Below are 13,835 nucleotides of genomic sequence, written 5' to 3' on the forward strand. Positions count from 1 at the left end.
ATTTAAACTTTGTACAATATCGAGTCATTTCAAATTAAGAGAAATAGTAAGGAAATACAATGCCTAAAGTTATTATTTTTACCGATTTTGATGGTACTGTAACCGGAAAAAGCGGTAATGAAACTGTATTTACCGAGTTTTATCAATCACTGTTACAAGGCTATAAAAAGGATGTAGAGCAAGATTACAAAAACACTCCAATGAAAGATCCAATTGAAGCTCAGGCTTTATTCGAAGCAAAATATGGAAAATACAACGAAAATTTTGATCATGACCAGCAGGATGTTGATTTCCTGATGAGTCCTGAAGCAGTGGCGTTTTTCCATGAAGTACTAAAAAATGATGATGTGACTGTCAATATTGTCACCAAAAATCGAGCTGAATACATTAAAGCAGTTTTCAAATATCAAGGTTTTTCTGATGAAGAAATCAGCAAGTTAACCATTCTGGAGTCGGGGTATAAATTTAATGATGTCAATTCCCGGCTTAATCACCCAACAGAGAGGGCCAACCGGGTTTATATCCTTGATGATAGCCCGACAGACTATGCTGAGATGCTGCGTGCAGTAAAAGGTAAAGGATACAATGAGGAGGAAATTCGTGGGTATCGTAAAAATCCCGGGGAGTTTGAATGGTCTCAATATTTAGAAGATGTTAGGGAAATGTTCCCGCCTAAAGAGAACTCTCCTGAAGAGGTTCAATTACCAGATGAGCAAGGGGATGAGGTTTCTATCGGTGAAGAGACCCCTGTTTTACTTCAAGAGGATAATTTATCCCGGCGTGAAGAAACGGCTACTGTCTTATCTAACCAACCGGTTCCGTCTTCTGATTTTCGTACCCTAAAGATTATGGGCGCTTTTGCAGGCATTGGCTTTGGTTTTGGCTTTGCTTTAGGTGTTACATTGGTTGCTACCGGAGTTTTTGCTCCTTCAGGTGTTGGTCTTTTAGGAGCTTTGACTTTAGGTGCTATAAGTGGTACTGGCACTGCTGCACTATCAAGTGCTATTGGATTTGTAGTTGCTGAAGGAACAGAAATTACATCAGAGTCCGTAAGCGAAGAGGCTGTTCCTGCTGTTAAGCAAAGCAGCCATGAGGCTATGCGGGGTTTGGGTGGTTCTCAATTGCTGAGCACAAACAATATTCATCCGGTTGGTCATTTCCCAAGCATTCTATCAAGAAGAACTCCCACGAAAGGTAAAGAAGAGCAATGCCAAGAAGAATACGTATTGACTAATCCACTCCATAATTCATAGCATTTCTATTTCGTTGGATAAATAATGATTAAAAAATCGTTATTTATCCGGCCATTCCAGAATTGTTCAATTACAGATCAATGTAGTCAGAAATTTTTAAAATGCTTGCTATTAGAGTAAAATAGTTTGTAATCAATTTAATTCAGGGTTTTTCAACAAAATGAACCAATTGCCCAATTGTCCTAAATGTCTTTCTGAATACTGTTATGAGGACGGTGACGTATTAATTTGCCCTGAGTGTACGCATGAATGGCCAAAAAACAGTAATAACAATGACGAAGAGTCTGCGAAAATTATCAAAGATGCCAATGGTAACCTGTTGCAAAATGGAGATACGATAACGGTCGTCAAGGATTTAAAAATAAAGGGCTCTTCTCAAGTGATAAAGGTAGGAACTAAAGTAAAAAATATCCGTCTGGTTGACGGCGATCATGACATTGACTGCAGGATCGACGGGATAGGCGCCATGAAATTAAAATCACAATTTGTAAAAAAAATTTAATAGGGAACTTCGTTGATTTTTCAATTTGTAATTTTTAACTGGATTAATTCTATTTCTTAAGATTTTCTTAAGGTTCGCACATTATACTTCTCTCGTAGTTAAGAGGGAGCAGTGATGCGTGTATTAATTGTTGAGGACAGTGCTTTTAATGCCTTTTGTTTGCGCCGATTGTTGGAGTCGGTTGTTGCATCAATTTCAGTGACTATTGTCAATAATAGTCAAGCCGCATTATCCTTTGTCAATAACTATTGCCCCGATATCGTCATTGTTGATGGTGATCTGGGTGCCAGCCCTGATGAAATGAACTGCAACGGTCCCGAGCTTGCAGGAATTTTATTGCAAAAATACCCGCAACTTCCTATTGTAGCCTGGTCTGATTCCGATGCTATGCGAGAAAACTTTATTAAAGTGTTTAAGAGTCATGGCCTGTTTTTGAATGAGTATAATACTTGGCCCAAAGTCATTGGTTTGGAACGTATTCATAAAACGTGGTCTTATTATTTTGGTGAGTTTATAGGTGGTCAAAATCCTTCCTTTGCGAGTCAAACTTCTATTAATTATTATTAAATCCAATAAATTAAACGCTTTTATGCGCTTCAATGCGCATCATCCCAGTTAGAACCTGTGCCAATAGACACAACAAGAGGTACAGATAATTTTACAGTTTGTTCCATGAGCTTGTGGATAATGGCGCGACATTCTTCAACCGCTTCCTTTCGGACTTCAAAAACCAATTCATCATGTACCTGCATGATCATCTTTGCAGAGGGGTTCTTTTGCGAATGCTCCCAACTGGAAATAGCCAGCATGGTTTTTTTTATAATGTCAGCTGCGGTTCCTTGCATTGGCCCGTTGATGGCAGTGCGCTCAGCTGCTTTTTGTCTCATTAGGTTGCGTGAATTAATTTCAGGCAAGTAGAGACGACGGCCAAACAAGGTTTCAACATAACCAAGTTGATGCGCTTGTTTGCGAGTACGCTCCATGTATTCAAGTACCTTAGGATAACGGCGGAAGTAAGTATCAATATAATGTTGAGCATCCTGACGCTCCACACCAATTTGTTTTGCCAGTCCAAAGGCAGACATACCATATATCAAACCAAAGTTCACTGCCTTGGCACGCCTTCGTTGTTCTTTGGACACAGCATCCAAATTCGTTTGAAAGATTTCACTCGCCGTTGCGGCATGGATGTCCCAGCCATTAGCAAAAGCTCGTAAAAGGTTATCATCTTGAGATAAATGCGCCATTATCCTTAACTCGATTTGCGAGTAATCAGCCGCCATGATAAGACTTCCTTCTGGTGCTATGAAGGCAGTTCGAATCAACCTTCCTTCTTCACTCCGTATAGGGATATTTTGTAAGTTAGGATCACTGGAAGATAATCGGCCTGTTGCTGCTACCGCTTGATTATAGGATGTGTGCACTCTATGTGTTTTGGGGTTGATTCTTTTGGGTAAGGCATCAATATAGGTACTGACCAATTTTGATAAGCTTCGGTATTCCAGAATTACAGCAGGAAGGCGATAATCAAAAGCCAATTCCTGTAAAACAGATTCTGCGGTCGAAGGCTGTCCCGTGGGGGTTTTCGCTACAACAGGCAGTTTTTGTTCATCAAATAGTATTTCTTGTAATTGTTTTGGGGAATTGAGATTGAATGCTTTTCCAGCGAGTTGAACTGCTTCCTGTTCCAGAGATTTCATTTGTTCTTTCAAACGACTTCCGTGCTTTTCCAGAATGACTGGGTCGATGAGAACGCCGTGCATTTCCATGTCTGCGAGAACAGTGAGTAAAGGTATCTCGATATCATGCAACACGTTACGCAATGACTCATCCAGCATGGGGTACAGCTTATGGTGTAATCGCAAAGTAATGTCAGCGTCTTCGGCTGCATAGATCCCGGCCTTCACTACTGGAATTTGGTCAAAACGGAGCTGTTTGGCTCCCTTTCCCGCAACATCCTCATAACTTATTGTTTTATAACCCAGATATTTTAAAGCTAGAGAATCCATATCATGTCTGCCTGCACCACTATTGAGCACATAGGATTCCAGCATGGTGTCGTACCCAATGCCTTTTAAGGTAATGCCATAATTTTTAAGGACACTGTAATCATATTTAATGTTTTGCCCTATTTTTCCTATAGCTGGATTTTCCAAAATAGGCTTTAAAGCAGTTAAAACTTCTTCTTTTACTAACTGTGTACTGCCATCAGTATGAGCAAGGGGAATATAAGATGCATTTTCTTCCTCAACTGCTAAAGAGATGCCTACCAATTCAGCTTGCATGACATCAAGGTTGGTTGTTTCCGTGTCGATGCAAAATTGTTGACTTTGCTCTAGCTTATTAAGCCAATGATTTAACTGTTTATGAGTCGTTATTATTTCATAGGATTTATTATTGCTGGCATCCATTTCTTTGGGTGATTTTTGATTCTCTTCTTCCTGTAGTAACTCTTTAAGCCATGACTTAAATTCTAATTCACGAGTTAATTTAATTAATTGCTCGCTATCAGCCGGTTTGGGCATCAATTGGTTTAAATTTAAGGGCAAATCCAAATCAGTTTTGATAGTGACCAATTTTTTTGAGAGTGGCAAATGAGGGATGCTGGCACGCAAATATTCACCAATTTTGCCGCCAATTTCGTTGGCGTGTGCAAGCAAATTATCAAGCGTTTGATACTCTGTCAGCCATTTTACAGCTGTTTTGGGACCGCATTTCTCTACTCCCGGAATATTATCTACACTATCTCCAATGAGAGTGAGGTAATCAATGATTTGCTCAGGTGTTACACCAAATTTTGCTTTGACACCATCAATATCCATACTGTAATTACTCATTGTATTAATGAGGGAGACATGTTCATTGACCAATTGTGCCATGTCTTTATCACCGGTTGATATAACAACTGGTATGCCTTGCTCTGTGGCTTGTTTTGCCAAAGTGCCAATCACATCATCTGCTTCGACTCCATCGATGATAAGCAAGGGCAATCCCATTGCTTGCAGTAACTGGATTAGCGGTTGAAACTGAGAGCTTAATTCTTGAGGCATTGGTGGTCTGTGTGCCTTGTATTCTGGATACCATTCATCTCGGAATGTTTTCCCTTTGGCATCAAAGACAACGGCTATTTCTTCTGGTTGATAATCTTTGATTATTTTTTTAATCATATTGGCAACTCCATAAATGGCGCCTGTAGGCTGGCCTTTGGAGTTTGTCAATGGTGGAAGGGCATGAAACGCTCTAAAGAAATAGGAAGATCCGTCTATTAGAATCAGAGGCGGTTTCATAGTTACTCTACCTCTTTTGCTTTAATATCAAGTTTTTTGTTAATTACAGCCACTTGCTCGGTAAGTGATTTAATGTTTTTTCGTATTAATGGGATACGATTCACTGACAGTTCGTGCTTAATCGCAACATCTTTAGGTTTTGCCGGATTACCAAGATATACCGTCCCTTTTTTTAAGTGTTTGTGTGGAGGAACTCCTGTACGTGCGCCTAATATGACCTCATCCTCGATGTGAACATGGTCACTCACTCCCACGTTGGCTGCAAAGATGACATTGTTTCCGGTAGTGGTACTGCCGGCAATGCCAGTAAAAGCGCAAATAATATTATGCTTGCCTAATTTGACTGAGTGAGCGATTTGTACCAAATTATCAATTTTTGTACCTTCACCTATCACTGTAGCACCTAATGTGGCCTTATCTATCGCTGTGTTGGCTCCAATTTCGACATTATTTTCAATTACCACATATCCCGAATGAGGTACTTTGAGATGTTGGCCATCAACAAAAGTATACCCAAAGCCATCAGAACCTATTACTGTAGAGGCATGGATAGTGACATTCGAACCGATACGGCAATTATCATAAATAGTGACTTGGGGGTGAATGGTTGTGTGATCTCCAATGACCACATTATGGCCGATATGAATATGGCTTTTGAGCACCGAGTGGTTGCCTATAATACTTCCTGATTCAATGACTACGAATGGCCCAACATAAACTTCATCACCTAATTGTACTTCTGCACCTATTACAGCAGTGGGGTGTACCCCCGGAGATATTCTCCTTGGGGGATAAAAATGGTTGAGTAAGGCAATAAATGCTTTAAAAGGGTTTTTTACCTGAATTAATGGCTTTGGGGAATCGATAGTACCTTGACCAATAAGAATAGCTGCTGCTTCAGAGTTTTCAGCAAGTTTGATATTGTCTTCACCTTCGGCGAAAACTAAAGATCCGGGAAGTATATTATCTATGGGTGATAGTGTGGAAACAGTGATGGCATCATTGCCAATAACCATACCTTGAACAAGGTTTGCTATATCACGAAGAGAAGAATTCATTGGTTTACCTTTCAATTCCGCAAAATAGAGCGATTATATACCTCTTATGGTCCATTTTCGAGTGAATTATCCTCGATTCAGATGGCTTTCAGATTAATAATTTTTCTTATCATGATCCTGCTATTCTGGTGAGCCAGATGAATTGTCAACGCACCCTAGAAAAATGAGATTAATTAGGGTATAAAATCAAATAACTTCTATTAAAATCAGTTCATTAAAGAGCCTGAATCAAGAGGGCTGATTTGTAATCAAAAGGATGGGATATGCTGAAAAAAATATTGCTCACCGGATTATGTGTTTTGTTTAGTATGAATCTTTCCGCTTCAGAACCCATTTATGACGAAGAAATTCCCTTACTTTGGTCCTCTATTATTACAGTGAGTGGAGGACCTTCTTGGGCAACACCTGGACAAAATCAGTATATTTATCCAATGTCTCCAGTCTATATTAATAATTTCAATCCCAATTTACCGCCAAATTATTATCTTTATTTTACCCATGATTCTCCGACGACTATTTTAGCCAATGGCGAGATATTCTTTGGGCTGCAGCGTGCGATCAATCCCCAAATGATTGGTCAATTGGGTTTAGGGGTAGCGGGAGTAAGCGATGCCAAGGTTACTGGTGATGTCAACCTGAATGGCCTCCTTAATGTCTATACGTATGACTATAAAGTGAATCACGCACGAGTAGAGCTAAAAGGCAAACTGATAGGAAGTGCATTTACACCCGTGCAACCTTATCTGAGCGGTAGTTTTGGAATAGCATTTAATAATGCCCATGATTACAGGACTCTTTCTATCAATCAATTCCTGTTTCCTGCACCATGGTTTGCGTCAAACACCACTTATGCTTTTGCTTACAGTGTGGGGGCCGGTGTTCAAAAAATGTTAAATCGTAACTGGCAGGTCGGTGTAGGATATGAGTTCGCAGACTTAGGGAAAAGTTATTTGGGTGGTGATGGAGTTAATATTACCAAAGGGCCACGATTGACCCATTTATATAATAATCAATTGCTGTTTAGCGTAAGCTATTTATATTCTTAACTAATGTATTTGCGCAGAACTAAAGCGGCATTTGCTCCACCGAAAGCGAAATGGTTGGATAAAGCAATATCAATGGTTTTTTCTCGCGCAGCATTAGGCACATAATCCAGATCACAGGCTGGGTCTGGGGTATGCAGGTTAATAGTTGGTAACAGCGTGTTTTTTTGCAAGCTTAGTGTTGTTGCAATGATTTCCATTGCTCCTGCTGCCCCAATCGCATGTCCTGTCATGGCTTTTTGAGCAGTAATCGGGATGTCATAGGCTCTTTTACCGAAAACCATTTTAATCGTTTCTGTTTCTGTGCTGTCATTGAGCTGGGTTCCTGTCCCATGTGCGTTGATGTAATGGACATCGTTAATTGATAATTTGGCATCATTTAAAGCAGCAACAATAGCTCTTGCTTGTCCTTGTGAGTTTGGCGCTGTGACATGGAATGCATCACAACTTGCGCCATAGCCAATGATTTCTCCGAGAATTTGTGCTCCCCTTGCTTTTGCTTGTTGTAGCTCTTCAAGAATTAATATCCCAGCCCCATCCGCCATAACCATTCCATCCCGATTGAGATCAAACGGTCTGCTGGCTTGTGAGGGATTTTCATTGTTAGTTGACATTACTCTAAGCTTACACCAGGCAGCCATAACCGATTCCCAGACTAAAGATTCTGTTCCTCCGCAAAGAGCTGTGGTCAAATTGCCATGGGCAATTTGTTGGTAAGCCATGCCTATCGCTTCCCCGGATGAAACACAGGCATTGGAAATGGTTGAGTTTGGTCCACCTATGCCAAAAGCAATTGCGATATGATTGGCGATTGAATTGGGCATCCCCCTAATCACGCTAAGAGGGGGGATTTTCTTCCAGCTGTCTGTAAAGAATAACCTGTAACCTGCTTCCAGTTCAGGTTGACCGCCAATGCTTGTGCCTATAAAGGTGCCTGCTGCATTGAGCTCAGCTTGCTCAAGCCCTGCTTTCTCGATGGCATGATGTGCGCAAAATAATGCATACTGAGCAGCGCGAGGATAACGTTTGCTTTTGTTGAATTCGGGGAGATGGTCGAGAGATAAGTCTGTAATCTCACCTGCTATTTGGGTCGAATAGGGGGATGGATCATAAGATTGGATGCGTTTAATTCCGCATTGACCTTGAGATGCAGCAAGCCAAAATTTATCAATTCCCGATCCTATGGATGACGTTATTTCCATACCAGTAATAACAACCCTTTTTTTCATTAATTATCCTTATTTTTGATAAAACAAGCCTTCCTCTATCGCCATTCGCAATACTAATGGTGAGATTTTAATTATGTCAAGCCATATTTATAATATGTAATTTGTAACAAAAGAATAAACAGTTTTATTTTGCAAGTTGATTCACATTAATTGACCAGTAATCACAAGCATTTTGAATATGAAATCCAAGCTGAATATACAGATTTAATGCTTTTTTATTATGGGTTTCAACGTCAAGGTCCACCCGGGATTTGCCTTCGCTCAAAATCATATTGATGCAATGAGCAATCAAGGCAGAACCAAATCCTTTTCCTTGTTCTTTAGGCAATATGGCAATATCAGACAAGGTAGCCCTTTTGGTTTGCCAGCGAATATGGGATTTTCCTATGGGATGATTATTGAGCATGGCTATTACAATTTCATATTCTCTTTCGTTAAGAATTTGTTGGAATCGGTGAACCGAGTCTTGGTTTTTATCAGGAAAACATACTTCATCGAGGCCACATAATATGGGAATATCCTCTAAAGTCGCCATGCGAAAGGACAATGGACGTATGTAATCGAGTATAGGATTTAAATCATCACGTTCCATGAAATATTCGCTATGCAGGTAGGTAAATCCTTTTGAGGTTAACCAGTTATCATTGAGGCGTGAGGGGCATGAAAAAATCAAGTTAAAGTAGTTTTGAGACTTAATTAAGGGTAATGCTTCCTTTATTAATTGTTTGGCAATCCCTTGTCTGCGATATTGGGGACTAACCAGAACAGCAACTTCAACAGCATCATCATAAAAGAAATAAATACTCAAGAATCCAATCAAGGCCCCGTTTTGATAATAAAGGAAGCTTGTAGGAAGAGAGCGGTGTTGTTTCAATATATGGATATATAGATTGGGGATGCTGCCATCATTTTTTTTACACTCTGCTCTTAATGTTTTTAAGTCTTTTAATTGAAGTTCATCTAATTGGTTAACTTGAGTAATCATAATTGTATTAGTAAAAAATTAAAAATTATTATTTATTAGATTAGCGTGTTTTCTCATGAATTGCTTATTCTTTTTTGATAAGCGATAAAACTATGGATCATGATTAAGAGTTATTCTTTTATTTTTTATTACCCCAAACCTCTTGAATTCGGGTATCTCGGCCACAACGATATCGATAATACTTATAACGTATAGGATTTTTTTTGTAATAATTTTGATGATATTCTTCTGCCGGATAAAAAGAAGTTGATGGAGCAATTTCTGTATAAACTGTGGGGAATTTTTGCTCTAACTCTTTTTTGTATTCCATGGCAATTTTCTTTTGTTGATCGTTAAGATAAAAAATTGCACTGCGATATTGACTGCCATGATCACAAAATTGCGCATTTTTGACGGTAGGATCAATATGCCTAAAGAAGTACTCAACCAGTTTTTTGTAACTTAATTTATTGGGTTCAAACTCCACCATTACCGATTCGGCGTAATGGGTATTCCCGGCGGAAACTTGTTCATAAGTTGGATCTTTAAGAGTGCCCCCATCAAATCCTGATGTGGTGGACAGGACTCCAGGAAGATGGTCAAAGTCTGCTTCCATGCACCAAAAACATCCACCTGCAAAAATGGCTTTTTCAGTCTTTGCCAGACAAAATGTTGTATTAATGAGTAAGAGAAAATACAAAAGGATACGCAACATTGTAAGCCTCTTTTATGAATTGCTGTAAATTATACAAGATTTTGTATTGTAGTCAGCATAAAATCAGAGAAAGTTTTAAATCAGGCTTCGGAAAACTTATTGTTTCGCTAACTTGGAGCCTGTACACTTTTTTTAAATTCAAAAAGCCTTATCAACGCGGTTAAACAGACTAAAAAACAAAAGAGAGCGGCAAGAAAATTAAAGCAGCTGGAAAATAATGTCATAAAAATAAAGAATAGAAATGCTTCGGCACGCTCCATTATCCCCGGGCTGTAATAAAAACTTTTTTGAGTAGTATTGTTGGAAAAAATTCCCACAACCAGAAAACTTGTAATACAGAGCAAAATACTGCCTAACATTAAAATGGCTAAAGTGGCACGGTGTTGTGGATCAAAAAGATACAAAGCAAGAACAGCAGAAAATTCTACAATTCTATCTATGACGATATCCATTGCTGAGCCAAAATCAGAGGCTCTGTTTTGAAAGCGGGCCAACGAACCATCAAGAGTATCCAGGTATCCAGAAAGCAAGAGAAAGCTAATTGCAATATAAGGTTTGTCTAATAAGACAAAAGGAATAAACAACAAGCCAAATATTCCCGACAACCAGGTAATGGACAATGGCGTTATCCTGTCACGTAAAGCAGGTAGTATGGGATCTACCAAGACAAGCTGATAATAATGTCGTAATGATTGTTCAAGCATAATAATTCATCGCGATTAGGCCAACTATGAGCTTATGGCAGTTATTTGGCTATCTAGCGTGAGTTATGGACAAGTACTATATAAGAAGCATTCGATATCCGATGCCTAAGTATCATCTCGAAGCTTTGGCACGAAAAATTAAACGAACGATTTAAGATAACGACCTATCTTGTGCATAATTCACTTATTTAAATACTACTAAATTCAATAAATTAAAGAAACTTTTGTTTGCAGTTTTTGAGAGCAGACAAGTTTTTTATGGAGGTTTTACGGCTTATCCTGGATTTAAAGATCACACTCACTTAGTTAATCAGAAAGAAAACGGTAAAAACAAGACTTAAAACAATAATCAAAGGATTGGGTTTTTGACGAGTAAATAATTTAAGGAGGGTATAAAGTATAATTCCCAAACCTATTCCATCGGCAATCGAAGCGGTGAATGGCACCATCATGATGATGACCATGCAAGGCGCTGTTTCGGTGATATCCTGTAATTTCATATTAGTAATATGTTTTATCATGCAACACGCTACGTAGAGTAAAGCCGGTCCAACCGCAAAGCTTGGAATCATTTTGGCAAGTGGAAAAAGAAACAGCATCAGAATAAATCCAGTTGCAATGACTAACGCAGTTAGCCCGGTTCTCCCACCGGCTTCAATTCCGGTTGCTGACTCAATATAAGGTGAGGTACTGGCTGAGCCCATTAGGCCTGCGAGGGAAGATGCGGCTGCATCAGCAGTTAAACTGCGAGTTAGGCGTTTATAATAATTTTTTTCATGTTTAAAAATGGTTGGACTTAGTAAGCCAATTAATGATCCTGTCGCATCAAACACGGTGATCAGAAAAAAGGTAAAAATGGTTTTTAAAGCCACGATACTGGAAAGACCAGAAAAATCGAGCTGCAAAAACGTAGGTTCAAGCGACGGCGGCATAGCAATCAAACCTTGCCAACTGGTCAAGCCCAATATCAAGCTTAAGACACTGATGCTCAGTATCCCAATGATGATGGCACCTGGAATCTTATGATAATCCAGAGTAAGAATAAGAATAAACCCCAGGAAAAAGAGTCCTGTTTCTGGTCTGATGATAGATCCTAATCGCATTAAATTGTGCTGGTCACCAATAATGATTTGATTATTTTCTAAAGCAATTAAGGCGATTAGCAAACTGATGCCTATAACAATGGCTATTTGTAAATTATGAGGGATTGCTTCAACCAAGAGGCGTCTTAATTTGGTGAGGGTAAGAAACAGGAAAAGCAAGCCGGAAATGAATACCATGGCCAAGGCGTGTTGCCAGTCAACTCCCATCCCTTGTACTACGCTGTAAGAGAAATAAATATTTAAAGCCACACTTGGCGCTACACCTATCGGTGTGTTGGCTATGAAGCCTGTTAATGCGCAGGCGAAAGCGGTTATCAAACAAGTGGCGGTAAATACCGCGCCTTGATCCATTCCTGCATCGTGCAGGACCTTTGGATTGACAAAAACGATATAAACCATGGTAAGGAAGGTCGTTGCTCCAGCAAGTATTTCCGTGCGCAAAGAGGTGTCTTTGAGAAAATAGGATTTTAGAGTGGGCATAAATTAAGGGAAAAACCCTAAAAATGGAAATTCATAACCGCAATTATAATTTCTACTGCGATTAATACAATAATAATTATTTCCAAGTGATGGCCATGGCGACTTTCCAAATAACCATTGAACATGTCGAAAATTTCATTAAGCGTATCAAGACGATGGTTAATGGCATTGACGCGTCTTTGTATATGTAAATAGCGCTCAAGCATGGAAAAATGCTCTTCTAGAGTGGGGTGTTGCCAAAAATATTTGGGGTGGTATAAGAAATTACTAATCAAATTCAACTCGCTTTTGGCACCTAAAATTTCACCAATAACTTGTTGAATTTGTTTTCTGCTTATAGGCATTTCTCCTTTATGAGATAAGGCCTGAATCAGCGGATTATATTTTTCAATCAATGCGTCAATAATGGTTTCGAAATACTGTAATTTTACAGATTGAGAAAAGCCGTAAGACAAACTGAGCTTTAGTTCATCACTGTCTTCTTCAATGGTCAGGCAATCCACATCATAAAAACCATGTGGTTCTATGGCTGTTTTATCACCAATTTGATAATGAAATTCATCATGCACCAAAAGTGCTACAGGTTTGTCTACAAGCAGTTTAATAATATCCAGGTATTCGTGGATTTGGTATCTTTTTACACCCCAAGATACGACAGTTCCATTTTTAAAAATGAACAGGGTGTGATCTTTGTTTCTATGAGAATTTAATCTTATTACATCTCGGGTTTTTACAGCACTAAATTCCTTAGAGACGTTTTTTAGATGAAGATCAAGACGAGTCAAGTCTATGGTTTTGGCCACACAGAAACTTAAGCATTCCATGATTTTAATAACCCAACAATGAAAAAAGCGTTTGCAAAGTAAATAATTTTAGCAAACGCTGTCTATTAGCTTACAGTATACATGAAATTCCAGGTTTATTACACACTATCAGCAGTCTCACGGCCTGAGTAGGCTTTTTTCCTATCCGTTGCCCCGCTTAGCCATTGAGGACAAACTTCCAGAATTTCTGCGATTTTATCCAGTTGTTCTTTATCAGGAAGAACGTGGCCAAATATCATTGCATTAGCCAAATGGCGTGTGACACCAAATACTTTTGATACGGCTTTCGTTTTTTCTGTTAAATCCTCGGGGAATCCCAGAGTTGCCAATTCACGATTAAAACGTTGCGAAAATACTTTACTATTCATTTTTCACTCCATGAAAATTATACAGTCAACTCAACATGAATTTACTGAGATGTTGACCCAACATTTGCACTAATCAATCCTTGATGTAGTTAAGAGTGTTATAACTTATTTTTTTTTAATAGCAAAGATATTTTTGCTATTAAAATCAATTATTTTCCATTGAGATAATAGTTCCTCTCTCTAATCAGTCCCTTTTGTTATATTGCTGCATTGCAAACAGTTCCGGGATGCTTATTTTACTATAGAGATTTGATTTTAAATGACTCGTCAATCAGCTAACGTACTTTGGTTTGTATGAGATATCA

At 38.9% G+C, this 13,835-nt stretch carries 13 protein-coding genes; 4 read left to right on the forward strand and 9 right to left on the reverse strand.

Going from position 1 to position 13,835, the window contains the following annotated elements:
- Positions 1-59 precede the first annotated feature (59 nt).
- The 3 genes from ceg4 to lerC all read left to right on the forward strand — a co-directional run bounded on the left by ceg4 (position 60) and on the right by lerC (position 2,322).
- Positions 60-1,253 carry a Dot/Icm T4SS effector phosphotyrosine phosphatase Ceg4 gene (gene ceg4, locus LPG_RS00495; protein ID WP_010945857.1) on the forward strand — a complete coding sequence of 398 codons (1,194 nt, stop codon included), beginning with the start codon at positions 60-62 and terminating at the stop codon, positions 1,251-1,253.
- 160 nt (positions 1,254-1,413) lie between these two features.
- The gene (locus LPG_RS00500; protein ID WP_010945858.1) at positions 1,414-1,755 is read left to right on the forward strand and encodes a zinc ribbon domain-containing protein YjdM; all 342 of its coding nucleotides are present in this window, start codon (positions 1,414-1,416) and stop codon (positions 1,753-1,755) included.
- Positions 1,756-1,869: 114 nt separating this feature from the next.
- Positions 1,870-2,322: a response regulator LerC gene (gene lerC / locus LPG_RS00505; RefSeq protein WP_010945859.1), complete on the forward strand. Its 453-nt coding sequence runs from the start codon at positions 1,870-1,872 to the stop codon at positions 2,320-2,322.
- 29 nt (positions 2,323-2,351) lie between these two features.
- Here lerC and polA read toward each other — a convergent pair whose 3' ends face one another.
- Positions 2,352-5,042 carry a DNA polymerase I gene (gene polA, locus LPG_RS00510; RefSeq protein WP_010945860.1) on the reverse strand — a complete coding sequence of 897 codons (2,691 nt, stop codon included), beginning with the start codon at positions 5,040-5,042 and terminating at the stop codon, positions 2,352-2,354.
- Positions 5,043-5,044: 2 nt separating this feature from the next.
- Complete coding sequence (gene lpxD, locus LPG_RS00515) at positions 5,045-6,100, reverse strand: UDP-3-O-(3-hydroxymyristoyl)glucosamine N-acyltransferase (protein ID WP_011212755.1); 1,056 nt, start codon at positions 6,098-6,100, stop codon at positions 5,045-5,047.
- A gap of 263 nt (positions 6,101-6,363) precedes the next feature.
- On the opposite strand from lpxD, the gene LPG_RS00520 reads away from it, so the two are divergent.
- Complete coding sequence (locus LPG_RS00520; RefSeq protein WP_010945862.1) at positions 6,364-7,146, forward strand: outer membrane protein; 783 nt, start codon at positions 6,364-6,366, stop codon at positions 7,144-7,146.
- Here the strand turns inward: LPG_RS00520 and LPG_RS00525 are convergent.
- The 7 genes from LPG_RS00525 to LPG_RS00555 form a co-directional block, all read right to left on the reverse strand.
- A complete protein-coding gene (locus tag LPG_RS00525; RefSeq protein ID WP_010945863.1) occupies positions 7,143-8,372 on the reverse strand; it encodes a beta-ketoacyl-[acyl-carrier-protein] synthase family protein in 1,230 nt (409 codons plus the stop codon). The two genes, LPG_RS00520 and LPG_RS00525, sit on opposite strands and share 4 nt — an antisense overlap.
- A 124-nt stretch (positions 8,373-8,496) precedes the next feature.
- Positions 8,497-9,357: a Dot/Icm T4SS effector N-acetyltransferase VipF gene (gene vipF / locus LPG_RS00530; RefSeq protein ID WP_010945864.1), complete on the reverse strand. Its 861-nt coding sequence runs from the start codon at positions 9,355-9,357 to the stop codon at positions 8,497-8,499.
- A gap of 118 nt (positions 9,358-9,475) precedes the next feature.
- Entirely contained in the window at positions 9,476-10,051 is a 576-nt protein-coding gene (gene msrA / locus LPG_RS00535) for a peptide-methionine (S)-S-oxide reductase MsrA (protein WP_010945865.1), read from the reverse strand.
- A 107-nt stretch (positions 10,052-10,158) separates the two neighbouring features.
- Positions 10,159-10,755 (reverse strand): CDP-alcohol phosphatidyltransferase family protein, encoded by a 597-nt coding sequence (locus tag LPG_RS00540; RefSeq protein WP_010945866.1) that lies wholly within the window; start codon positions 10,753-10,755, stop codon positions 10,159-10,161.
- A 302-nt stretch (positions 10,756-11,057) separates the two neighbouring features.
- Positions 11,058-12,338, reverse strand: coding sequence for an NCS2 family permease (locus LPG_RS00545; RefSeq protein ID WP_010945867.1), 1,281 nt, complete (start codon positions 12,336-12,338; stop codon positions 11,058-11,060).
- Between the two features lie 17 nt (positions 12,339-12,355).
- Positions 12,356-13,162, reverse strand: coding sequence for an RMD1 family protein (locus tag LPG_RS00550; protein WP_010945868.1), 807 nt, complete (start codon positions 13,160-13,162; stop codon positions 12,356-12,358).
- A 98-nt stretch (positions 13,163-13,260) separates the two neighbouring features.
- A complete protein-coding gene (locus LPG_RS00555) occupies positions 13,261-13,530 on the reverse strand; it encodes a hypothetical protein (RefSeq protein ID WP_010945870.1) in 270 nt (89 codons plus the stop codon).
- Positions 13,531-13,835 lie beyond the last annotated feature (305 nt).

Origin of the sequence: Legionella pneumophila subsp. pneumophila str. Philadelphia 1, from assembly GCF_000008485.1 — a bacterium.
GTDB classification, from domain to species: Bacteria; Pseudomonadota; Gammaproteobacteria; order Legionellales; family Legionellaceae; genus Legionella; species Legionella pneumophila.

Excerpts from the sequence above, each read along its gene's own strand:
- ceg4 (WP_010945857.1), top strand. The coding sequence starts at position 60 with ATGCCTAAAGTTATTATTTTTACCGATTTTGATGGTACTGTAACCGGA.
- LPG_RS00500 (WP_010945858.1), top strand. The coding sequence starts at position 1,414 with ATGAACCAATTGCCCAATTGTCCTAAATGTCTTTCTGAATACTGTTAT.
- lerC (WP_010945859.1), top strand. The coding sequence starts at position 1,870 with ATGCGTGTATTAATTGTTGAGGACAGTGCTTTTAATGCCTTTTGTTTG.
- polA (WP_010945860.1), bottom strand. The coding sequence starts at position 5,042 with ATGAAACCGCCTCTGATTCTAATAGACGGATCTTCCTATTTCTTTAGA.
- lpxD (WP_011212755.1), bottom strand. The coding sequence starts at position 6,100 with ATGAATTCTTCTCTTCGTGATATAGCAAACCTTGTTCAAGGTATGGTT.
- LPG_RS00520 (WP_010945862.1), top strand. The coding sequence starts at position 6,364 with ATGCTGAAAAAAATATTGCTCACCGGATTATGTGTTTTGTTTAGTATG.
- LPG_RS00525 (WP_010945863.1), bottom strand. The coding sequence starts at position 8,372 with ATGAAAAAAAGGGTTGTTATTACTGGTATGGAAATAACGTCATCCATA.
- vipF (WP_010945864.1), bottom strand. The coding sequence starts at position 9,357 with ATGATTACTCAAGTTAACCAATTAGATGAACTTCAATTAAAAGACTTA.
- msrA (WP_010945865.1), bottom strand. The coding sequence starts at position 10,051 with ATGTTGCGTATCCTTTTGTATTTTCTCTTACTCATTAATACAACATTT.
- LPG_RS00540 (WP_010945866.1), bottom strand. The coding sequence starts at position 10,755 with ATGCTTGAACAATCATTACGACATTATTATCAGCTTGTCTTGGTAGAT.
- LPG_RS00545 (WP_010945867.1), bottom strand. The coding sequence starts at position 12,338 with ATGCCCACTCTAAAATCCTATTTTCTCAAAGACACCTCTTTGCGCACG.
- LPG_RS00550 (WP_010945868.1), bottom strand. The coding sequence starts at position 13,162 with ATGGAATGCTTAAGTTTCTGTGTGGCCAAAACCATAGACTTGACTCGT.
- LPG_RS00555 (WP_010945870.1), bottom strand. The coding sequence starts at position 13,530 with ATGAATAGTAAAGTATTTTCGCAACGTTTTAATCGTGAATTGGCAACT.